At 64.1% G+C, this 22,029-nt stretch carries 20 protein-coding genes; 6 read left to right on the top strand and 14 right to left on the bottom strand.

Annotated features, from left to right (window positions below):
• Nucleotides 1-193 precede the first annotated feature (193 nt).
• From J2Y63_RS05330 to ribH, 3 genes are read right to left on the bottom strand one after another with little or no spacing between them, the layout of a single operon-like run.
• Nucleotides 194-1,420: an MFS transporter gene (locus tag J2Y63_RS05330; RefSeq protein WP_435265243.1), complete on the bottom strand. Its 1,227-nt coding sequence runs from the start codon at nucleotides 1,418-1,420 to the stop codon at nucleotides 194-196.
• Between the two features lie 14 nt (nucleotides 1,421-1,434).
• The gene (nusB, locus tag J2Y63_RS05325; protein WP_256118905.1) at nucleotides 1,435-1,917 is read right to left on the bottom strand and encodes a transcription antitermination factor NusB; all 483 of its coding nucleotides are present in this window, start codon (nucleotides 1,915-1,917) and stop codon (nucleotides 1,435-1,437) included.
• Entirely contained in the window at nucleotides 1,914-2,375 is a 462-nt protein-coding gene (gene ribH / locus J2Y63_RS05320; protein WP_435265242.1) for a 6,7-dimethyl-8-ribityllumazine synthase, read from the bottom strand. Before ribH ends, nusB begins: the two co-directional genes overlap by 4 nt.
• 198 nt (nucleotides 2,376-2,573) lie before the next feature.
• On the opposite strand from ribH, the gene J2Y63_RS05315 reads away from it, so the two are divergent.
• Entirely contained in the window at nucleotides 2,574-3,077 is a 504-nt protein-coding gene (locus J2Y63_RS05315; protein WP_435265241.1) for a cupin domain-containing protein, read from the top strand.
• Between the two features lie 6 nt (nucleotides 3,078-3,083).
• On the opposite strand, the gene J2Y63_RS05310 is transcribed toward J2Y63_RS05315, so the two are convergent.
• The 8 genes from J2Y63_RS05310 to J2Y63_RS05275 form a co-directional block, all read right to left on the bottom strand.
• On the bottom strand, nucleotides 3,084-4,220 hold the full coding sequence (locus J2Y63_RS05310) for a diguanylate cyclase (protein ID WP_435265240.1): 1,137 nt from the start codon (nucleotides 4,218-4,220) through the stop codon (nucleotides 3,084-3,086).
• 132 nt (nucleotides 4,221-4,352) lie between these two features.
• Nucleotides 4,353-4,970 (bottom strand): riboflavin synthase, encoded by a 618-nt coding sequence (locus tag J2Y63_RS05305; RefSeq protein ID WP_435265239.1) that lies wholly within the window; start codon nucleotides 4,968-4,970, stop codon nucleotides 4,353-4,355.
• The gene (gene ribD, locus J2Y63_RS05300; protein ID WP_435265238.1) at nucleotides 4,970-6,067 is read right to left on the bottom strand and encodes a bifunctional diaminohydroxyphosphoribosylaminopyrimidine deaminase/5-amino-6-(5-phosphoribosylamino)uracil reductase RibD; all 1,098 of its coding nucleotides are present in this window, start codon (nucleotides 6,065-6,067) and stop codon (nucleotides 4,970-4,972) included. The genes J2Y63_RS05305 and ribD overlap by 1 nt, the downstream gene beginning before the upstream one ends.
• Nucleotides 6,068-6,547, bottom strand: coding sequence for a transcriptional regulator NrdR (gene nrdR, locus J2Y63_RS05295; RefSeq protein ID WP_319311457.1), 480 nt, complete (start codon nucleotides 6,545-6,547; stop codon nucleotides 6,068-6,070).
• Between the two features lie 66 nt (nucleotides 6,548-6,613).
• Nucleotides 6,614-7,912, bottom strand: coding sequence for a serine hydroxymethyltransferase (gene glyA, locus J2Y63_RS05290; protein WP_256118898.1), 1,299 nt, complete (start codon nucleotides 7,910-7,912; stop codon nucleotides 6,614-6,616).
• A gap of 193 nt (nucleotides 7,913-8,105) precedes the next feature.
• On the bottom strand, nucleotides 8,106-9,428 hold the full coding sequence (locus J2Y63_RS05285) for a L,D-transpeptidase family protein (RefSeq protein ID WP_435265237.1): 1,323 nt from the start codon (nucleotides 9,426-9,428) through the stop codon (nucleotides 8,106-8,108).
• A 289-nt stretch (nucleotides 9,429-9,717) separates the two neighbouring features.
• Nucleotides 9,718-10,230 (bottom strand): transcriptional regulator LdtR, encoded by a 513-nt coding sequence (gene ldtR, locus J2Y63_RS05280; protein WP_256118896.1) that lies wholly within the window; start codon nucleotides 10,228-10,230, stop codon nucleotides 9,718-9,720.
• A 130-nt stretch (nucleotides 10,231-10,360) separates the two neighbouring features.
• Nucleotides 10,361-10,798, bottom strand: coding sequence for a DUF6163 family protein (locus tag J2Y63_RS05275; protein ID WP_256118895.1), 438 nt, complete (start codon nucleotides 10,796-10,798; stop codon nucleotides 10,361-10,363).
• A gap of 155 nt (nucleotides 10,799-10,953) precedes the next feature.
• Between J2Y63_RS05275 and hemB the strand changes: the two genes are divergently transcribed.
• The 4 genes from hemB (at nucleotide 10,954) to J2Y63_RS05255 (ending at nucleotide 14,516) form a co-directional block, all read left to right on the top strand.
• On the top strand, nucleotides 10,954-11,970 hold the full coding sequence (gene hemB, locus J2Y63_RS05270) for a porphobilinogen synthase (RefSeq protein ID WP_256118894.1): 1,017 nt from the start codon (nucleotides 10,954-10,956) through the stop codon (nucleotides 11,968-11,970).
• Between the two features lie 233 nt (nucleotides 11,971-12,203).
• The gene (locus J2Y63_RS05265; RefSeq protein ID WP_435265236.1) at nucleotides 12,204-12,668 is read left to right on the top strand and encodes an RDD family protein; all 465 of its coding nucleotides are present in this window, start codon (nucleotides 12,204-12,206) and stop codon (nucleotides 12,666-12,668) included.
• A 145-nt stretch (nucleotides 12,669-12,813) separates the two neighbouring features.
• On the top strand, nucleotides 12,814-13,584 hold the full coding sequence (locus J2Y63_RS05260) for an arginyltransferase (protein WP_256118891.1): 771 nt from the start codon (nucleotides 12,814-12,816) through the stop codon (nucleotides 13,582-13,584).
• A 14-nt stretch (nucleotides 13,585-13,598) separates the two neighbouring features.
• A complete protein-coding gene (locus J2Y63_RS05255) occupies nucleotides 13,599-14,516 on the top strand; it encodes a DMT family transporter (RefSeq protein ID WP_435265235.1) in 918 nt (305 codons plus the stop codon).
• A gap of 227 nt (nucleotides 14,517-14,743) precedes the next feature.
• On the opposite strand, the gene parC is transcribed toward J2Y63_RS05255, so the two are convergent.
• Nucleotides 14,744-16,996 (bottom strand): DNA topoisomerase IV subunit A, encoded by a 2,253-nt coding sequence (gene parC / locus J2Y63_RS05250; protein WP_256118889.1) that lies wholly within the window; start codon nucleotides 16,994-16,996, stop codon nucleotides 14,744-14,746.
• Between the two features lie 212 nt (nucleotides 16,997-17,208).
• Between parC and J2Y63_RS05245 the strand changes: the two genes are divergently transcribed.
• A complete protein-coding gene (locus J2Y63_RS05245) occupies nucleotides 17,209-18,405 on the top strand; it encodes a hypothetical protein (RefSeq protein WP_256118888.1) in 1,197 nt (398 codons plus the stop codon).
• A 64-nt stretch (nucleotides 18,406-18,469) separates the two neighbouring features.
• Here the strand turns inward: J2Y63_RS05245 and creD are convergent, their stop codons facing one another.
• Together creD and aspS are read right to left on the bottom strand one after the other, a co-directional pair.
• Complete coding sequence (gene creD / locus J2Y63_RS05240) at nucleotides 18,470-19,906, bottom strand: cell envelope integrity protein CreD (RefSeq protein ID WP_435265234.1); 1,437 nt, start codon at nucleotides 19,904-19,906, stop codon at nucleotides 18,470-18,472.
• A 281-nt stretch (nucleotides 19,907-20,187) separates the two neighbouring features.
• Nucleotides 20,188-21,978, bottom strand: a complete 1,791-nt coding sequence (aspS, locus tag J2Y63_RS05235) for an aspartate--tRNA ligase (RefSeq protein WP_435265233.1) — start codon at nucleotides 21,976-21,978, stop codon at nucleotides 20,188-20,190.
• Between the last annotated feature and the right edge of the window lie 51 nt (nucleotides 21,979-22,029).

The following is a 22,029-nucleotide window of genomic DNA, read 5'->3' as shown; positions in this document are numbered from 1 at the left end:
CGCTCTGTCCTCCTTGGAGACCGCCGGGTCCTCTCCCTGCGGCCGGTTCGCGCCCGTCCCCGTTTTGCCTCCTCACAAGGCGGGGGCCGGCGCGCGGCCAGAGTGCGTTTGCGAATCGGCTGCGTCAAGCCGCCGCACTGCGGCAAGCCGTGCTGTGCGCTGGATTTTTCGGCGCCGATCGGATGCGAAACGATTAGACGGGGGCGCGGCGGGTGCGCAGCAGCAGGAGAAGCACGAGCACCAGGCTGACGCCGGTGATCGGCCAGAACATCAGGTTGATCGTCTGCCAGCCATAGGCGTTGAACACCTTGCCGGAGGAGAAGGAGGCGAGCGCCACCGTGCCGAACAGGATGATGTCGTGAAAACCCTGCACCTTGTCGGCTTCGTGCGGCTGGTAGCTGGAGGCGACGATGGCGGTGGCCCCGATGAAGCCGAAATTCCAGCCGATGCCGAGCAGGATCAGCGCGCCCCAGAAATTCCACAACTCGATGCCCGCATGCGCAACGAGCGCGCAGGCCATGAGGATGATCAGGCCGGCCGCCACGACCTTCTCCGTGCCGAAACGCTGGATCAGCATGCCGGTGAAGAAGCTCGGCGCGAACATGGCAAGCACATGCCACTGAATGCCGAGCGTCGCGAGCTCCGGCGAAAAGCCGCAGCCGATGACCATGGCGAGCGGCGCGCCGGTCATCATGAAGGTCATCAGCGCATAGGAGGAGATGCCGCAGATCATACCGGTCATGAAGCGCTGGGTCAGGACGATTTCGCGGAGCGGCCGGACGGGCAAGCCGGTGGCGACCGCTGCCGCCTTGTGATCGGGCAGGCGCAGGAACAGGAAGAGCACGATGGCCGCAAGGCAGAGCGGCGCCAGCGCCACGAAGGCGCCGGCAAACAGCACCGGCTCGAACATGTCCTTGGTGAGGATGACCACCTGGGGGCCGAGCACGGCGGAGATGACGCCGCCGGCGAGAATCCAGGAAATGGCGCGCGGCTTGTAGAAGGACGGCGAGGCATCGGCGGCCGCGAAGCGGATTTTCTGCGCAAAACCGCCGGAAATGCCGATGAAGACGAAGCCGAAGGCAAAGAGCCAGAAATCGCCGCGGAAGAGCGCGATGGCCGCGATCAGGCCGCCGGCCGCGCCGAGCAGGGCACCGACGATGAAACCGTACGTGCGGCCGAGCAGACGCGCGGCGAAGGCGACGAGCACGGCGCCGAGCGCCACGCCGACATTGAAGGCGGTGAGCGGCGCTGTGGCGAGCGACTTGTCGGCGCCGAGCAGGTTATAGCCGGCGAGCCCGCCGATGGAAAAGGCGATCGGCCCGGCAGACGCCAGCAGCGCCTGCGCGAACATCAGGAGGAAGACATTGCGGCGCGCGGCCGAAAGTTCCCGTTCAAGACCTTCGACCGTACCCGTGCTCATGCCACTCTACCAACCTATTTGCGCGTATCCGGACGCAGCTGCTTGGCGATGCGGTCGAGCACCGCGTTCACCAGCTTCGGCTCCTCGTCGTCGAAGAAGGCCTTGGCGATCTCGACATATTCCGTAACGATCACGGCGATCGGCACGTCCTTGCGTTCCTTCAGCTCGAATGTGCCGGCGCGCAGGATGGCGCGCACGGTGGAATCGAGCCGCGACAGTGCCCAGTCGTCCTGCAGCGCGGCACCGATCATCGGGTCGAGCAGGCGCTGGTCGCGCACGACGCCCGCGACGATCGACCGGAACCAGGAGGCATCCGCCTTCAGATAGGTGTCGCCGTCGATCTCCTGGCCGAGCCGATGGGTCTCGTATTCGGCGACGATCTCGAGCACGCCGCTGCCGCCGATATCCATCTGGTAGAGCGCCTGCACGGCGGCAAGCCGCGCAGCACCACGCTGGTTGGCCGGCTTTACCGGCTGCTGGTCCTTGTCCGTCGTCACTGTTCGCCGCCCAGTTTCTTCTTCAATTCGATCATCGTGAGTGCCGCACGCGCCGCAAAGCCGCCCTTGTCGCCTTCCGACCCGCGCGCCCGCGCCCAGCCCTGTTCGTCGTTCTCGACGGTCAGGATGCCGTTGCCGATCGGCAGGCTCTCGCTGACGGCGAGGTCCATCAGGGCACGGCTGGATTCGTTGGCGACGATATCGAAATGATAGGTCTCGCCGCGGATGACCATGCCGAGTGCCACGAAACCATCATACCACGTGCCGCCGTTTTCCATGCCGTCGAGCGCCATGGCGATCGCGGCCGGGATTTCGAGCGCGCCCATGACGGTCACGACATCGTAGCTGGCACCGGCGGTGGTCAGCGCGTTCTTGGCGCCGTCGAGCATCGCATCGGCCATGTCATCGTAGAAGCGAGCTTCGACGATGAGGAGATGGGGATTATCGCTGTTGGCCATGGATCACCTGAAAATTGGAGGCAGGCCGCGCAAGTGCGGGCAGAGGCGGCGGTCAAACCACGACGGGCGGTGCTTGGCAAGAGTTTTCCGCCCCGCCCGGCGATTTCGGCTCCCGGCATGGGCCTTGTCGCTTGGAACGGGGTTGACAGACATGAACAAAAAGTGAACGATATGTCAAGGCCGGCAGAGGAGAAAACAATGAATGCCCGCAAACCGCCGATCGTCACCCTCGCAAAGCTGGAGCTGGAGCACTGGACGCAGGGTTCGCTCTATGAGTCCCGCGACGCATCCTTCGGCGCGGTTCTCGGCCTGAAAGACCTCGGCATCGGCTATGGCGAGGTGCCACCCGGCAAGTCCGGCTGTCCCTTTCACAGCCACCATGTCGAGGACGAGCTTTTCGTCATCCTCGAAGGCCACGGCACCTATCGTTATGGCGACGAGCGGCATCTCGTCGGCCCTGGCGACGTGCTTGGCGCACCGGCCGGCGGGGCGGAAACGGCGCACCAGATCATCAATACCGGCACGGTGCCGCTGAAATACCTGTCGATCTCGTCCATGGCGGCAACCGAGATCTGCGAATATCCGGATTCCGGAAAATTCCTGGCCAAGACGCGCCTTGCCACCGGCGGCAGGACGGAGTTCCGCACGATGGCGCGCGCGGGCGAAACCATCGATTACTGGGAGGGCGAGCCCGGCGCGTGAGGCCGTTCAGGCGGCGAGCGAGACGCGGTTGCGGCCGTTGCGCTTCGACATGTAGAGCGCCTTGTCGGCATTGCTGAGCAGGGAATCGAAGCTGACGCCCTCCTCGTTGCCGAAGGCGATGCCGGCGCTGACGGTACAGGTGATGGATCGCCCGCCGATGGGGATGAGTTTCGAGGCGAAATCCTCGCGGATGCGCTCGGCGATGCGCTGCGCCCGGTCCGGCAGGGTGCGGTCGAGCACGACGATGAATTCCTCGCCGCCGAGGCGGGCGATGCAGGCGGATGCGCCGCAGGCGTCGCGCAGGATATCGGCGAAAGCGGTCAGCACGGCATCGCCGGCCGCATGGCCGTGGCGGTCGTTGACCGACTTGAAATTGTCGAGGTCGAAGGCGATCGCGGCGCCGTTTTCCCGCACCGGCATGTCGCCGTAGCGGTCGAAGAGGGCGCGGCGGTTGAGCAGGCCGGTCAGCGGGTCGGTCATGGCGGCGCGCTGATGGCTGCCGGCGACGCGCCACTGGTTGAGGGCGAGCGACATGGCGCCGATGCCGGTAATACCCATGATCGCGGCGATGAGATTGAGGTTTTCCGCCCAGTTTTCCGGCGCGCGGCCCATCACCCACTTGCCGTCGTGGATGAGCACGCCGGCGCAGAGCAGGAAGGAGAATGCCGTCAGCAGGTAGAGGATGACGATGCCGGTGAGCGGCAGCGGTGCTTCCTGCCGCGCGCGCCAATATTCCCAGGCCGTCGCGGTAAGGCATCCGACCAGCAGCAGGTTGAGCGCGATGAAGCCGAGACCGTCGTAGCCGGCGATCAGCAGCGGCAGGGCTATCGCCGAGCAGGCGAGGAACAAAGCCACGATGCGCCGGCGCGCCCTGTTGCCGGAGCGGAACCGGTAGGCGGCGCCGTAAATGAAGGAGAAGCCCAGGAACTGCAGCAGGAAGGCGAGGCAACCGACGGCAACGTTCACGCCGTCGATATAGAGGCTGTAGACCCCCACTGCCGGCACGATGCAGCCGATGCCGATCGCCCAGGACAGGAGGAACCGCTCGACACGCGCCGACATCCATGAGGCAAACAGCGTCGCCGACAGGCAGAAGCCCGCAAGCCCGATCGCCAGCAGGAGGGTGTGGTAGTCAGGCGCCATGCGGCAACGGTCTCCAAAAGTCCGATGCCAGCACACTAGGAAGCGAGAGGTATCGATATCGTTACTTCGGACGGCAGATTTTTAACGCCTGCTGTCCCGATGCGTAACGGCATCGAAAGTGTCACGCCACCGTCACGCCTTCGAAGCGGGAAACTCCGCAAGCCGCGCCGCGTAACGCGCCATGGTGTCGACTTCGAAATTGACGAAATCGCCGGCCTTGCGCTCGCCCCAGGTGGTGACTTCCAGCGTGTGGCGGATGAGGAGCACGTCGAAGACCGCGCCATCGACGGCGTTCACGGTGAGCGAGGTGCCGTCGAGCGCGACGGAGCCCTTGGGTGCGACGAAGCGCTCCAGGCCTTCCGGCGCGCGGATGCGGAAGCGCGTGGCGTCGCCCTCGGCCTCGACCGACAGGATTTCCGCCTTGCCGTCGACATGGCCGGAGACGATGTGGCCGCCGAGCTCGTCGCCGATCTTGAGGGACCGTTCGAGGTTGATCTTCGTTCCGGCCTTCCAGCCGGCGATGGTCGTCAGCCGCAGCGCCTCTTCCCAGGCCTCGACCTCGAACCAGCGGGCGTTGGAGCCCTCCTCCGGCAGCGCCGTGACGGTGAGGCAGGTGCCGGAATGGGCAATCGAGGCGCCCATGGGGATGGTGGCGGGGTCGTAGGCGGTGCGCACACGCAGGCGAACGCCCGCGTTCATGGGCTCGACCGTCTCGACCGTTCCGATATCCGTGACAATGCCGGTAAACATCAATCGTCTCTTTCGTATTCTTGCAAACAATCCGCGCCGTAATGCGCTGTGCGGCGGAGCGAAAACCCGTCCGGCATCCGCCCGGAGACAAATGGGGATGCGACCCCGTCTTTGCCAATGGTGCCGGCGCCGTTGAACAGCAGGATGCGGTCGACGAGGCCTGCGTCGAGGAACGACCGCACCGCCCGCGCGCCACCTTCGACCAAAAGCGAGGAAATGCCGCGCGTGGCGAGTGCGGCCAGCAGCGCGTCGAGCCGGCGCGGATCGCAGGTCAGCACCTCGACACCCTCGGCTTCCAGCGCCTCGTGCCGGGCGGCAAGGGCGGGATCATGCGCGCTTTCCTTCGTCGTGACCGCGATGACCGGCACTTCGCGCGCCGTACGTGCAAGCTTCGAGGCCACCGGCAGTTCCAGCCGCGGGTCGAGCACAATTCTTACCGGCGAGCGGGCTTCGAGCCCCGGCAGGCGGCAGGTCAGTTCCGGGTCGTCGGCGAGCGCGGTGCCGATGCCGACGAGGATCGCGTCCGTCTCGGCGCGCAGGACATGCACCTGCCCGCGCGATACCGGCCCGGTGATCGCCACCTGCCCCGTGCCGAGCCGGCCGAGCATGCCATCGGCGGAAACGGCAAGTTTCAGAGTCACATAAGGCCGCCTCTTCGTCTGTCGCGTTAGATAGGCGGCAAGCGCTTCCCGGCCTTCCGCCTCCAGAACGCCGGTCTCGACCGCGATGCCCGCATCGCGCAGCATCGAAAGCCCCCTGCCCGCCACCCGCTCGTCCGGATCGGTCACCGAGACGACGATGCGGGCGACGCCGGCGGCGATCAGCGCATCGGCGCAGGGCGGCGTCTTGCCGTGATGCGAACAGGGTTCAAGCGTGACATAGGCGGTCGCGCCGTGTGCGGCTTCGCCCGCTTCGGCCAGCGCCTGCGTTTCCGCGTGCGGTCGCCCGCCCGGCGCGGTGACGGCGGAACCGAGGATCACCCCGTCCTTGACGATAAGGCAGGCGACGGAAGGGTTGGTGGCGGTCAGGCCGAGATTGCGGCGGCAGAGGCGGATCGCCGCTGCCATGAACCGCTTATCGTCGGCACCGCCGGACATCTAGCTGTCGACGCCCGGGTCGCGGGCGATCTTGGCGGAGACCTCGGCGAGGATCTTCTCGAAATCGTCGACATGGGAGAAGTCGCGATAGACCGAGGCGTAACGCACGAAGGCCACGTCATCGAGCGCCTTCAGCGCCTCCAGCACCTGGAGGCCGATCTCTTCGGACGAAATTTCCGTCTCACCGGAGCTTTCCAGCCGGCGGACGATGCCCGAGACCGCGCGTTCGATGCGGTCCCGGTCGACGGGCCGCTTGCGAAGCGCGATCTCGAAGGATCGAAGCAGCTTGTCGCGGTCGAAGGGGGCCTTGCGGCCGGTCTTCTTGGCGACCATGAGCTCGCGCAACTGCACCCGTTCAAAGGTCGTGAACCGACCGCCGCAATCCGGGCAGATACGCCGACGGCGAATGGCGGCCCCGTCCTCTGCCGGACGGGAATCCTTCACCTGCGTATCTTCCGAACCGCAATAGGGGCAGCGCATGAAGTCTCCTTGTTTTGCGCAGTTCCGGACGGAAAACCGCGCGACATTTTTCCTGGAACTGCTGCCTTACATATAGGTGTACATCGGGAAGCGGTCCGTCAGCTTGACGACCTTTTCCCGAACGGCCGCTTCCACCGCGGCATTGCCCTCGTCGGAATTGGCAACCTTCAGGCCGTCGAGAACCTCGACGATCAGGTTGCCGATTTCCTGGAACTCGGCTTCCTTGAAGCCGCGGGTCGTGCCCGCCGGCGTGCCGAGACGCACGCCCGAGGTGACGAAGGGCTTTTCCGGATCGAAGGGGATGCCGTTCTTGTTGCAGGTGACGTAGGCGCGGCCGAGGGCTGCTTCCGCGCGCTTGCCGGTCGCGTTCTTCTTGCGCAGGTCGACCAGCATCAGGTGGTTGTCGGTGCCGCCGGACACGATGTCGAGGCCACCGGCCTTCAGCGTTTCGGCAAGCGCCTTGGCGTTCTTGACGACCTGTGCCGCGTAGTCCTGGAATTCCGGCTGCAGCGCTTCGCCGAAGGCGACGGCCTTGGCGGCGATGATGTGCATCAGCGGGCCGCCCTGGAGGCCCGGGAAGACGGCCGAGTTGATCTTCTTGGCGATTTCCGCGTCGTTGGTGAGCACGATGCCGCCGCGCGGGCCGCGCAGCGACTTGTGCGTGGTGGTCGTGGCAACATGGCAGTGCGGGAACGGCGACGGGTGCTGGCCACCGGCAACGAGGCCGGCAATGTGCGCCATGTCGACCATCAGGTAGGCGCCAACTTCATCGGCGATCTCGCGGAAGCGCTTCCAGTCCCAGATGCGGGAATAGGCGGTGCCGCCGGCGATGATGAGCTTCGGCTTGTTCTTGCGCGCCTTCTCAGCGACGTCGTCCATGTCGAGCAGGTGGTCTTCTTCACGCACGCCATAGGAGACGACGTTGAACCACTTGCCGGACATGTTGACCGGCGAACCATGCGTCAGGTGGCCGCCCGAATTGAGGTCGAGGCCCATGAAGGTATCGCCCGGCTGGAGCAGCGCGAGGAAGACGGCCTGGTTCATCTGCGAACCGGAATTCGGCTGGACATTGGCGAAATCGACACCGAACAGCTTTTTCGCACGCTCGATGGCGAGTTCCTCGGCGATGTCGACGAACTGGCAGCCGCCGTAATAGCGCTTGCCCGGATAGCCTTCAGCGTACTTGTTCGTCATGATCGAGCCCTGGGCTTCGAGCACGGCGCGCGAAACGATGTTTTCCGAGGCGATCAGTTCGATCTCGTGGCGCTGGCGACCGAGTTCCTTCTGGATGGAGCCGAAAATTTCCGGATCGGTATCGGCAAGGGAACGCGTGAAGAAAACGTCGGTAGCGGAAGAATTGCTCATCCTCGAGGCTCCTTAAGGGTGGGTGGCACGGTGTTTATCGTCCTCGCATGGCAAGGGCAATATCCGCTCCACGGTTTGCGCCATTTCCGCGCGCGTTATGAGACAAAAACGACAAGCCGCCAAATGCCTGAAAACAGCAAGGCCCCGCATTCCTTTCGGAAGCGGGGCCTTTGAAAAAGTACGACGAATGGCCTTATTGCGGCAACAGGTCGCTGTCGACGGCCTGGCCGCCTTCCTGGTTGTAGTTGGTCTGGAGGGCGAGTTCGGTGGCGCCGTCCTTCTGGTAGATATCGTCGCGGAACTGCACGACGCGGTCCTTGGCCGACCAGGCGGTGATGTAGGTGAAGAACACCGGCACTTCTTCCGCCAGCTTGATCGGCGTGTTGACGCCGCTCTTGATGGTCGATTCCATCTGCGAGCGCGACCAGCCGAGCGTGTCCTTGAGCAGCCACACCGAAAGGTCGCGCACGTTTTGCACGCGCACGCAGCCCGACGATTCGAAGCGCATCAGCTTGTTGAACAGGCCCTGCTGGGGCGTGTCGTGCATGTAGACCTGGTGTTCGTTGTGAAAGTTGATCTTCGTGGAAGACATGGCGTTGATCTTGCCCGGGTCCTGGCGGAACATCAGGTTCGGCGCCTTTTCGGCGTTCCAGTCGACCGTCTCCGGCGAGACTTCGCCGCCATTGCCGTCGAACAGGCGGATCGAGTTGCGCGACAGGTAGGTCGGATCCTTGCGCATCAGCGGCATGATGTCCTTCTGGATGATCGAGCGCGGCGCGGTCCAGTAAGGGTTGAGGATCACTTCGTAGATCTTGGAATTCAGCACCGGCGACTGGCGGTCGATCTTGCCGACGATGGCGGTGTGGCGCGAGGCGACGCGGCCACTCTCGACGGCCTCGATATAGGCGGCCGGGATGTTGACCATGACGTAACGGCGGCCGAGGTCGCCGGACATGGCCTGGAGGCGAACGAGGTTCGTCTGGAGCTGGCCGAGGCGGGTATCGGCCGGAACGTTGAGCGCCTTCAGCGTATATTCGCCGACGGCACCGTCGGACGGCAGGCCATGGCGGGCCTGGAAGCGCTTGACGGCGCCGTCCACGTAGGAATCGAAGGCGCCGTTCGTGCCGGCGGAGCGCGGCAGGTCGCCGGAGATGATCAGGCGCTGGCGCAGCTGCGCCACAGCCGGGTCGGCGACGCCCATTTCAAGCTTCTGCTGCGTGTTGATGGTCGGCCAGCCGCCGCTCGACACGATGTTCTGGTAATCCATGATCGCCTGCTGCAGGTAGCCAGAGCTTCCGGAGCCGAAGATCGGGTTGTTGGAGACGACGGCGGTGGCAGTGCGCGATGCCTCGGCGTCGAACTGGTCGTCCCAGTTGCCGCGGCGCGGAGCATTGAGGATGTCGTCGAGCGCCGTCTGGGCGAGCGCCTGGCCGGCCACTGCGGCGGCGCCGAAGGTTGCGGCAGAGCGCAGGAATGCGCGGCGCGAGAACACATCAAATCCGGTTTTGCGAGACATTTATCCTACCATCTCCTGAGCGCCGCGAAAGGCGGCGAGGTGCACGTGGCACGGCGACCCAAAAGGTCCATACCCGATGCAGCTATCACGAACAGGGTTAACAAACGCAAACCGGCCCTGCCGCCCGCGCATACCTCAAACCCCACTGTCCGGGTGTCACAGCAATATGGCCAATTCGTGTCTCGGCGGGCGCCGCGGCCCGCAAGTGCCAGCCGCAAAACGCGAAAAGCCGGACGCGCAGGGAACGCGGCCGGCTTTTAGGGAGGAGGTCGAAACTGTCGCGCGACGATTACAGGCGGTAGAGGATCGAGTCGTTCCAGAAGCGATCGAGGCGCTGGAGCAGCTTGTTCATCTGGTTGAATTCGCCTTCGCCGATGCCGCCGACCTTCTGGATCGAGCCGATGTGGCGCTCGTAGAGCTTGGCGACGGTTTCGGCGATTTCCTGGCCGCTTTCCGTCAGGCTGATGCGGACCGAGCGACGGTCGATGCGCGAGCGCTGGTGGTTGATGAAGCCGAGGTCGACCAGCTTCTTCACATTGTAGGAGACGTTCGAGCCGAGGTAGTAGCCGCGGGAGCGCAGCTCGCCTGCCGTCAGTTCCGAATTGCCGATGTTGAAGAGGAGCAGCGCCTGGACGGCGTTGACGTCGGAGCGACCGCCACGGTCGAACTCGTCCTTAATCACGTCGAGCAGGCGACGGTGCAGACGCTCAACGAGGTGGAGGGATTCCAGATAGAGGTTGCGGATCGCGTCTTCCTGCGGGTCGACGACGGGGGCCTGCTGCGGCTTCATCTTGGTGTTCATGGTTACTGCCTCACTGTTTTGTTTGGCGGTGTGGTTTGTTTTCCCGCCTTGAGTGAGAACCTAACGAATGCATCTAAAATTCTACTTAAACCGCAGGCTTAACAGCGCCTTACCGGAAGGCGACCCTGTCTCAGGGTGAATCAGTTCTTACCGTGCGGGCCTGGCGGCGGCGCTGGATGAAGAGCGCGAGGCGGAAAAGCACGAAGACGATGGCGATTGCGGCATGCATGAAAACCAGCAGCCGGTCGATGCCGAAAATGGACGGATAGGCCTCGTGCATGGCGATTTCGGTGGCCGCCGCGATGAGCCAGATCACCGGCCCCCAGGACACCAGAAGCCAAAGCCCGACGGCCGCGACCGGGAACAGGACGGCAAGCGCCGTATAGGCCGCCTTCCACGCCGGCGGCAGGAGATCGAAGCGCCCCTGCCCGTTGAAGGAGACGCCGGTCAGCATCGCCCAATATTGCAACGCGAACCACAGCGAGCCGAGCGCCACGAGCCGCAGGAACAGCACGAACAGCGTTTCGGTCAGGCTAGATCTCGGGCCCTTGGCAGAATCAGCAACCATGGCGCGGACAGTAAGGGCAAGGTAGGCTGGTATAAAGCCCGCAAAATCCGTCATGCACGGCCATATGCCGCAGGCCCCCTCACCGCTCGCGATTTGATCGATGGTTTTTGCGTGATAAGGAGGCGGCAAAGGACCCATGCAAGGGAAGAAACATCATGACCGGCAGCAGGAACATCGTCGACGAGATCACCGGACACCGCCGCATGCGGCGCAACCGGAAGGCCGACTGGACGCGCCGCCTCGTGCAGGAAAACCGCCTGACGGTCGATGACCTCATCTGGCCGGTCTTCGTGGTGCCGGGCACGAACGTCGTCGATCCGGTCGCGGCCATGCCGGGCGTCAACCGCATGAGCATCGACAGGCTCGTGGAAGCCGCCAAGGAAGCCGCCGATCTCGGCATTCCGGCGCTCGCCACCTTCCCGAACATCGAGATGAGCCTGCGCGACGAGACGGGCTCCCACTGTCTCGCCGCCGACAACCTGATCAACGAGGCGACCCGCGCCATCAAGAAGGCGGTGCCGAACATCGGCGTCATTACCGATGTCGCGCTCGATCCCTTCACCAGCCATGGCCATGACGGCGTGCTGCGCGGCGACGTCATCGTCAACGATGAGACGGTCGAACTGGTGGCGAAGGCCGCCGTGCTCCAGGCCGATGCCGGCTCCGACATCATTGCGCCGTCCGAGATGATGGACGGGCGGGTCGGCGCGATCCGCCAGGCGCTCGATGCCGCGGGCCACCAGAATGTCGGCATCATGGCCTATGCGACGAAGTTCGCCTCCGCCTTCTACGGCCCCTATCGTGATGCGATCGGCACCGGCGGGCTCCTGAAGGGCGACAAGAAGACCTATTACATCGACCCCGCCAACGGCACCGAAGCGATGCGCGACGCGGCGCTCGACGTCGAGGAAGGCGCCGACATGCTGATGGTCAAGCCCGGCCTACCCTATCTCGACATCTGTTGGCGCATGAAGGAAGCCTTCAGCCTCCCGGTCTTCGCCTACCAGGTTTCCGGCGAATACAGCCAGATCAAGGCCGCCGCGATGAACGGCTGGATCGACGGCGAACGCGTCATGCTGGAAACCCTGCTGGCGTTCAAGCGCGCCGGGTGTGACGGCATCCTGACCTATTTTGCGATGGATGTGGCGCGGCATCTCGCCCGCAAGGGCTGAAATCTGATTTGCCCCTCACCCTAGCCCTCTCCCCGCAAGCAGGGAGAGGGGGCGTGCCCAACTCTCCGGCAGAGAGTTAGGAAGACGGCGCGGCATATCACCTTCGCCCCGCTTGCGGGGAGAAGGTGGCCGGCAGGCCGGATGAGGGGCATACACCCCCAATCCCAATCACCGTTGTTTTCCCCAAAAAGCCTCCCCATATAACAGGCATGTTCCTTTCGGGAGACAATGAGATGAGCGCCGACTTTAATGAAACGCGGGTTCCGACGACGGATTGGCAGGCCTATCGCGGCGTGCTGTCGCGCCGGGTCTTTGCGTTTCTGATCGACTATGCGATCGTCGCGCTGCTGTGGGTTCCGGCCGCCGTCATCGTGTTCTTCCTCGGCATCCTGACGCTCGGCCTCGGTTTCTTTCTCTATCCGGCGCTCTTCGCCATCGTCGCCATGCTCTATTTCGGCCTGACGATGGGCGGCCCGAGCCAGGCGAGCGCCGGCATGAACGTCATGGGCCTCGCCTTGGCCCGCACCGACGGCCGGCCGGTCGATTTCCTGACGGCCATTGTGCATCTCGTGCTGTTCTGGATCGGCAATGCGGTACTGACGCCGTTCATCGTGCTCGTCGGCCTCTTCACCGATCGCGGGCGCCTGCTGCACGACCTGTTGCTCGGCACCGTGGTGGTCCGCCGCGACCGCTATTGAGGGAACGGACGGGCCAGGACCCTCCGTTCGGCGCATGATCGCAAACCGATTGCGGTTTGAAGGGTCATGCGCCAGTTGACCTTTTTTCGAACTAGGCCATGGTATTGGCATAGAAGTGTCACACGACGGAGTCGCCTCACGGCCGATGAATACGCAGGCAACATCCTCTCCGCAGTTCTATCTCACCGCGCCGGCGGCTTGCCCCTATCTGCCGCAGGAGATGGAGAGGAAGGTGTTTACCCATCTGGTGGGTGAGCGCGCGCCGGAGCTGAACGACCTCCTGACCCAGGGCGGCTTCCGCCGCTCGCAGAACATCGCCTATCGTCCGGCCTGCGAAACCTGCCGCGCCTGCATTTCCGTGCGCATCCTTGTCAACGAATTCGAACCGCGCCGCTCCATGCGCCGCGTGCAGGCGACGAATGCCGACCTCATCTCGCACGAATATCCGGCCGAACCCTCCAGCGAGCAATATTCGCTGTTCCGCACCTATCTCGACGCCCGCCACCAGAAGGGCGGCATGTCGGACATGTCGGTGCTCGATTATGCGATGATGGTGGAGGACACCCATGTGCACACCAAGATCATCGAATACCGCCTGCGCGAGGAGGGCTCCGGCCTTCAGGAGCGCCCGCAAGGCGAGCTGCTCGCCGTGGCGCTGACCGACCGTATGGGCGACGGCCTCTCGATGGTCTATTCCTTCTACAATCCGGAACGCGCCGAACGCTCTCTCGGCACCTTCATGATCCTCGACCACATCCGCCGCGCCCAGGCGCTCGGCCTGCCGCATGTCTATCTCGGCTATTGGGTCAAGGGTTCGCGCAAAATGGACTACAAAACAAAGTTTTTGCCGCAGGAACACCTGATGCCGCGCGGCTGGGAGCGCTATGATGGGGAAAATAGCGAACCCCAGCCGTAGAATCGATTGCCGCCTTGTCCCAGAAGAATGACCCGGCCCTTCACCGCAAGGGGCTTCTCATCACCGCCATCGGCGGCCTTGCCCTCTCCTTCGATATCCCGCTGATCCGCTCCGCCGACGGTGACGTCTGGTCGATGGTCGTCCTGCGCAATATCTCGGTGTTCGTGATGGCGCTCGTTCTGTGGGCCGTCCTGAATTTCGTTTTCCGCCGCAAGACGGTGCTCATTCCCGGCCGCATCGGCCTGCTGATCGGCCTGGTCTACGGCATCAACGGGCTGACCTTCATGCTGGCGGTCTTCAACACGACGACAGCCAATGTCGTCTTCATCCTCGCCTTCACCTCGATGTTCGCGGCAATCCTCTCCTGGATCTTCCTGGGCGAGCGGCCGAGCAACGCGACCCTCCTGACCATGGGCGCCATGGTCGCCGGCGTCCTGCTGATCGTGCATGACGGGCTTTCGAGCGGAAACGTCTTCGGCGATGCGATGGCCGCCTGTTCGGCCCTGCTGCTGGCCATCGCCCTGACGCTCAGCCGCAGAAGCGGCGCCGACATGGGCTTCGTGCCACTCGTCGCCGCCGTACTCTCGGGCATCGTCGCGCTGTTCTTCCTTCCCCCCGGCGGCCTGACGGTCGCCGAACCGGTCTACATCCTCTTCAACGGCCTCGTGCTGCTGCCCCTCGCCTTCTGGTGCCTCGCCACCGGCCCGCGCTACCTCTCGGCACCGGAAGTCGGCATGTTCTACCTGGTCGAGACCGTGCTCGCCCCCATCTGGGTCTGGATCGTCTTCTCCGAAACCCCCACCACCCAAACCCTGATCGGCGGCTCCATCCTCATCCTCGCGCTGCTTGCCCATTCCCTCTGGCAGATGCGCTCAAAATCCCGCGCCGCCCGGCAAGGCGACCCAGCGGCGGAGTTTCCGTTTACGGGGTGAGGTGTTACGCTCTTGATTTACGCGTTATGGTAGGCAAGGAGGCTCTGGCACCGATGACGCAAGGATGAAAAGCGCGATAGCCCACTGCCGCCGACGGATGACGATATGGCCAGGCAATTGGAAGCCGCCCGCATTGGCATGGAGAAGTACAAGGAGGCGCTTCGCGAACTGGCGAAGCACTGACGATGCGCTTCCTCCGCGACGTCAGCATCCCCTATTCCGGCTGATCAGCCGCTGAACTTGCCGCTCCTCGGGAAACCCTTCGGCACGGTGCGGCCGGCGGTGGCGCGGTCGGCGATCCATTCGGCGAGTTCGTCCTTGCTGCGCACGAAGTTGCGGCCGGCGCTGTCGTCCCAGGTGAGGCCGTCGGCGATGGCGAAGCAGCGCAGGTCCGAGACGCCGCCATCCTTGTAGCGTTGCAGGCGCACGCCCTTGCCGCGTGTCATTTCCGGCAGCTGCGAAAGCGGGAAGACCAGCAGCTTGCGGTTTTCGCCGACGACGGCAACGTGGTCGCCGCGCACTGGAACGACGAGCTTCGCCTCGTCCGGCATGCCGACATTCATCACCTGCTTGCCCTTGCGGGTGTTGGCGACCATCTCGGTTTCCGCGACGATGAAGCCGTTGCCGGCCTGCGAGGCGACGATGAGCTTGCGCGACGAATCGTGCACGAAGGCGGTCAGCACGTCCTGGTCGTTCTCCATGTCGACCATGATGCGCAGCGGTTCGCCATGGCCGCGGCCGCCCGGCAGCTTGTCGGCGCCGAGCGTGTAGACCTTGCCGCCCGTCGTCACGATCAGAACCTTGTCCGTGGTCTGCGCCGGGAAGGCCACCTTCAGCGCGTCGCCCTCCTTGAACTGGAGGCCGGACGTATCGGACATGTGGCCCTTCAGCGCGCGAATCCAGCCCTTTTCCGAGATGACGACCGTGACCGGCTCCTTCTCGATCATCGCCTGCTGGATGGCCTCGACATCGGCATCCGGCGCGCTGGCGAACTGGGTGCGGCGGCGGCCGAGCTCGGTGGCTTTCGCGAATTTCTTGCGGACTTCGCCGATTTCCCAGGCGACGGTCTGCCACTGCTTTTCGTCGGAGGCGAGCAGCGCCTCGATCTCCGCCTTCTCCTTCGACAGCGTGTCGAATTCGGTGCGGATCTCGAATTCTTCCAGCTTGCGCAAGGAGCGCAGGCGCATGTTGAGGATCGCTTCGGCCTGCACGTCCGTGAGCGAGAAGGTCTCCATCAACGAAACCTTCGGCTCGTCCTCCTCGCGGATGATGCGGATCACCTCGTCGAGGTTGAGATAGGCGACAAGGTAGCCGCCGAGGATTTCCAGCCGGCGGTCGATCGCGGCGAGCCGGTGGCGCGAGCGGCGCTGGAGCACTTCGCGCCGGTGGGCGAGCCACTCGACGAGGACTTCCTTGAGGCCCATGACGCGCGGCACGCGGCCCATCGACAGCACGTTCATGTTGAGCGGAATGCGGCTTTCGAGCTCGGAGAGCTTGAACATCGATTCCATCAGGATCGTCGGATCGACCGTGCGGCTCTTCGGCACCAGCACGATGCGCACGTCTTCCGCCGATTCGTCGCGGATGTCTTCGAGCAGCGGCAGCTTGCGGGCGATCAGCAGTTCGGCGATCTTCTCGATCAGCCGCGACTTCTGCACCTGGTAGGGAATTTCGGTGATGACGATCTGGTAGCCGCCGCGGCCGAGATCTTCCGTCTGCCACTTCGAGCGCACGCGGAAACCGCCGCGGCCCGTGCGGTAGGCTTCGGTGATGCTCTCGCGGCTGTCGATGATGATGCCGCCGGTCGGCAGGTCCGGGCCCTGCACGAATTCGACGAGCTTTTCGAGCTCGGCATCGGGATGGCGGATGAGATGAAGTGCGGCGTCACAGAGTTCATGCACATTGTGCGAGGGAATGGACGTCGCCATGCCGACGGCGATGCCGGAGGAACCGTTTGCGAGCAGGTTCGGGAAGGCGCCCGGCAGGACGACCGGCTCCTCGTCTTCCTCGTTGTAGGTCAGGCGGAAGTCCACGGCGTCCTGGTCGATGCCGTCGAGTAGCAGCGTCGCGACATCCGTCATGCGCGCTTCGGTGTATCGGTAGGCGGCGGCGTTATCGCCGTCGATATTGCCGAAATTGCCCTGTCCGTCGACGATCGGATAGCGCTGCGAGAAATCCTGCGCGAGGCGCACCAGCGCGTCATAGACCGACTGGTCGCCATGCGGGTGGAATTTACCGATGACGTCGCCGACGATACGGGCGCATTTCTTGAACGAGGAGTTGGCGCGGATGCCCATCTCGCTCATCGCATGGATGATGCGGCGATGGACCGGCTTCAGGCCATCGCGCACATCCGGCAGCGCGCGTTGCGTGATGGTCGACAGCGCATAGGCAAGGTAGCGCTCTTCCAGCGCCGCCTTGAGGTCGACCGGCAGAATGTTGTCGTCTCCGCCATCCGGCGGCAAGGTGTTTTGTCCCATGGGACTTGACTAGCCCGCGGACCGATTCGCGGCAAGGAATCCGGGTAATCCGGCTGTGGATAGTGCTTTGTAAAGCCTGTCGGAGAAAACCGGCGGGCGGGCGAGAAAGCCATGGAAAGTTGCGCCGGCCCGAATATAGTCACCGCGCCGCACGTCTATGAGCGGTAACGGCAAGGCAGCCGTCGAAAAAATCCAGAAAGAGAGCCAAACCTATGATGCGCACCTCCCATTTCCGCACCCTTCTCGCCGGCGCTGCGCTCGCCACCCTGGCAAGCCCCGCATTTGCGCTCGACGGCGCGGATCTGATGGCGAAGCTGAATGCCACCTATGCCACGAGCGGCGTTACCATCGGCTATTCGAATGTCGGCGTCGACGGCTCGACCGTGACGCTGGAAGGCACCGAGCTGAAGGCGACGGGCGCCGAAGCGCCGATCAAGCTCGGCACCATCACCATGGAAGGCGTCGAGGAAGACGGCGAAGGCGGCTACACGATCGAGACCGTCGCATTCCAGGACATCGACGTCACCGAGGCAGAAGCGACGGTTTCGGCCAAGGACCTCGCGCTGAACGGCGTATCGATCCCCGGCACCGTGGTTCCCGGCACGCTCGAATCGCTGCTGATGTACGAATCGGCAACCGCCGGCCCGGTCAGCGTCTCGACCAAGGGCAAGGAAGTCTTCTCCATGTCCGGCATGGAAGCGAACATCACCCGCATGGATGCCGATGCCGGCCTCGAATTCGACGCCACGCTCAACGACCTCAAGGCGGACCTGACGACCGTCGAGGACCCCAAGGCCAAGGACACGCTTGCCAAGCTCGGCATCCAGTCACTGGAAGGCAAGGTCAACATGTCCGGCAGCTGGGAGCTCGCCAGCGGCAAGCTCGCGGTCGACGAATATGCCTTCGACTTCAAGGATATCGGTCGTCTCAACCTGTCGCTGGAATTCTCCGGCTACACGCTGGATTTCCTGAAGAACCTGCAGGAGGCCATCAAGACCGCCGAAGCCAACCCGAACAAGGAAGAGGCCAACGCCGCCATGGGCATGGCGATGATGGGCCTCGTGCAGCAGCTGACCTTCAACAGCGCGTCGCTGTCCTTCGAGGATGCCTCGATCACCAAGAAGCTGCTCGACTATGCCGGCAGCGAACAGGGTGTCTCGGGCGACCAGATGGCACAGTCGCTGAAGGGCCTGGTTCCGATCATGATCGCCCAGCTCAACATGCCTGACCTGCAGAACCAGATCTCGGCCGCCGTCAACACCTATCTCGACGACCCGAAGAGCCTGAAGATCAGCGCCGAGCCGAAGGAGCCGGTGCCGTTCCCGATGATCATGGGTGCCGCCATGGGCGCACCGCAGACCATCCCGCAGGTCCTCGGCGTGACGGTGACGGCCAACGAGGAAATGTAAGCCTTTCGGCAGCCTCAAACGAAGAAAGCCCGGAGCGTCTGCTCCGGGCTTTTTGTTTTGCGGCTCAGCGAGCCGGGATCGCCTGTGGCACCGGCGCCGACCATTCGACGCGGCGCGTCGCGTACATGGTCGCCGCGATGGTGACGAAGGAGATGAGCGCACCGGCGAGCAGCGCGTATTCGTCCTCGCGCAGCACCAGATACATCACGCCATAGGCCGAGAGCAGCACGGCGCCGAGCGACAGGCCGTTCTTTTGGCTCCCCGTGGCGCTGCCGAGATAGGCGGCGATCAGCAGCGTCGTGGCGAGCGCCGCCACCGCATAGGCGATGGTGAAGCCGGTATGTTCGGCAAGCGCCAGCAGCAGCACATAGAAGACGATGAGCGCAAGGCCCGTCAGCACATACTGGATCCAGTGCACCATGCGCCCGCCCTTCAGTTCGACGACGAAGACGGCGAGGAAGACGAGCGAGATGAAGCCGATCGAATATTTCAGCGTGCGCGAGATCACCTGGTAGAACTGGACGGGCTCCACGAGGTTGATCGTCATCAGGCTGCCCGACAGCGGCAGCGTCGAGCCGGCAGCGACCCGGTCGATGCCGCGGGCGAGATAGGGGATCGTCCACTTGGCCTCGAAATTCGTCGCGGTGACGGACTTCTGCTCCGGCAGGAAGAGACCCTCGAAGCCCGGATGCGGCCAGTCGGCCTTGGCGGCAAAACTCGTCGTCTGGCCGGCGGGCGCGACCGCAAAGCTGCGTGAGCCGTTCAGCGACAGCGCGATCTCGAAGGCAAAGCCGTTTTCGACGAGCGGCCGTTCGATCGCCCGGTGCACGCCGACATTCGTCTGCGGCGTCGGGTAGCCGTCAGCGGCGGCGATGGCCATGGCGGACACCTGCCGCATGCCGGGATCGAAGGGCAGAACCGCGCCATTGTCGATCTTCACGCCGGCATCGGAGCGGATGCCGGTAATGTCGTTGATGGCGAGCACCAGGAACGCCCGGTCGAGCTGCGGTTCGCCCGGAAACTGCGTCAGGTCCTGCAAGATGCCCTTACCGAAACGACCCTTGAGCGTCAGCGCGCCGTTGTAGACCGGCAGCGTGTAGATCGAGAGCTTGCGCTCCTCGGTCTTCAGGTCCGCCGTGACATCGAGCGTCTCCGGCATCACCAGCGCCCATTCGGTTACCTGATCAACGATCGTGCGGCCATCCACGTCTCGACTGCGCTGCACGAAGAAGGGCACCGCCAGATAGGGACCGTTGATCGTCTGATCACCGCCCCAGCCATTGGCGATGCGGCGCGAGACATCGGCCGCGCGCTGCGCCCGCTCTTCCGTCAGGCCCCAGACGAGAAGCAGCGGCACGAGCAGCGCTACGGAGATGATGCCGATCATGATGAACTTGACGCCCGGCGAGCGCAGGAAGGTGGCGAGGTTGCCGCGCGGCTCGGGGTTTAGCGCATGCGGGAATGATGCGGGGACGGGATCGTCCGCTTCGGTCGTCGTCATGAAAAGTCCCTCCAGTCGTGAATCGCCTCTGTGGGCGCAACTTCACGCTAGGGGTGCATTTCGACTGATTGCGCGCTGAATTCTGATCGACTGGCGGCGAATTCGCGGCATTGTGGCGTCTTTCGGCAAAAAGAAAGGGGCCGGCGTTTCCACCGGCCCTTTTTTTGAAGTTCCGCCCCACCTCCAGGTCATCCTCGGGCTCGACCCGAGGATCCACCGGCTTGCTCGAAGTGTTGGATGGTCGGGTCAAGCCCGACCATGACGGAGGAGAGGTTTTGCGATTAGTCCTTCTTCGCCGTCGGAACGACGCGCAGGGCCAGTTCGCGCAGCTGCGTGGGCGTTGCCGGCGACGGGGCGTTCATCAGCAGGTCCTGTGCCTGCTGGTTCATCGGGAACAGCGAGATCTCACGCAGGTTCTTGGCGCCGACGAGCAGCATGACGACACGGTCGATACCGAAGGCGCAGCCGCCGTGCGGCGGTGCACCGTACTGGAACGCGCGATAGAGGCCGCCGAAGCGCTCTTCCACGTCCGTCTGGCTGAGGCCGACCTTTTCGAAGGCTTTGACCATCAGGTCCGGCGACTGGTTACGGATCGAGCCCGAGGCGATTTCGAAGCCGTTGCAGACTGCGTCGTACTGGTAGGCCTTGAGGTCCAGCGGATCCTTGCTGTCGAACGCCTCGATGCCGCCCTGCGGCATGGAGAAGGGGTTGTGCGCGAAGTCGATCTTCTTTTCGTCCTCGTTATATTCGTAGAACGGGAAGTCGACGATCCAGCAGAATTCGAAGCGGTCGCGATCGACGAGGTTCAGTTCTTCACCGGCGCGTGTGCGGGCTTCGCCGGCAAACTTGTAGAACTTGGCCGGATCGCCGGCGACGAAGAAGCAGGCGTCGCCGTCTTCGAGACCGAGCTGCTGACGAACCGCTTCCGTGCGCTCCTCGCCGATGTTCTTTGCCAGCGGGCCAGCGCCTTCGAGCTTCTCGCCCTCCTTGCGCCAGAAGATGTAGCCGAGGCCGGGCTGGCCGGTCGACTGCGCCCAGGCGTTCATGCGGTCGCAGAAGGCGCGGGAGCCGCCGGTCTTGGCCGGAATCGCCCAGACCTGCACCTTCGGGTTCGACGCGATCATGTTCGCGAAGACCTTGAAGCCGGAGCCGGCGAAATGGTCGGTCACGGCCTGCATGACGATCGGGTTGCGCAGGTCCGGCTTGTCGGAGCCATACTTGCGGATCGCCTCGTCATAGGGGATGCGCGGCCACTGCTTCGTCACCGGCTTGCCGTCGGCAAACTCTTCGAAGACGGCCGTCATCATCGGCTCCATCGTGTCCCAGACGTCTTCCTGGGTGACGAAGCTCATCTCGACGTCGAGCTGGTAGAATTCGCCCGGCAGGCGGTCGGCGCGCGGGTCTTCGTCGCGGAAGCACGGCGCGATCTGGAAGTAGCGGTCGAAGCCCGCAACCATCAGCAACTGCTTGTACTGCTGCGGCGCCTGCGGCAGGGCGAAGAACTTGCCTTCATGGACGCGCGACGGCACGAGGAAGTCGCGAGCCCCTTCCGGCGAGGAGGCGGTCAGGATCGGCGTTGTGTATTCGGCAAAACCCGCCTCGCCCATGCCCTTGCGCATGGAGGAGATGATCTGCGTGCGCTTGATGATGTTCTTGTGCAGCGTTTCGCGGCGAAGATCGATGAAGCGGTACTTCAGGCGCACGTCTTCCGGATAGTCCGGCTCGCCGAAGACGGGCAGCGGCAGTTCCTTGGCGGCCGAGAGAACCTCGATTTCCTGCGCGTAAAGCTCGATCTCGCCGGTCGGCATGGTCTTGTTGATCGTGTCTTCGGTGCGCGCCTTGACGCGGCCGTCGATGCGGATCACCCATTCGCCACGCACGGTTTCGGCCATCTTGAAGGCCGGCGAATCGGGGTCGGCGACGACCTGGGTGATGCCGTAATGGTCGCGAAGGTCGATGAAGAGCACGCCGCCATGATCTCGAACGCGGTGGACCCAGCCGGAAAGACGGACGGTGGCGTCGACGTCGGACTTGCGGAGGGCGGCGCAGGTGTGGCTGCGGTAACGGTGCATCGTGCTATCCTGAAATGCTGAAGGGCCGCGCGGGAAGAACCCGGCGCAGCG

The sequence above is a fragment of the Shinella sp. BE166 genome (assembly GCF_051201095.1).
GTDB lineage: Bacteria > Pseudomonadota > Alphaproteobacteria > Rhizobiales > Rhizobiaceae > Shinella > Shinella lacus.
The sequence above is the reverse complement of the archived record's forward strand: the minus strand, read 5'-3'. Positions and strand labels throughout refer to the sequence as shown.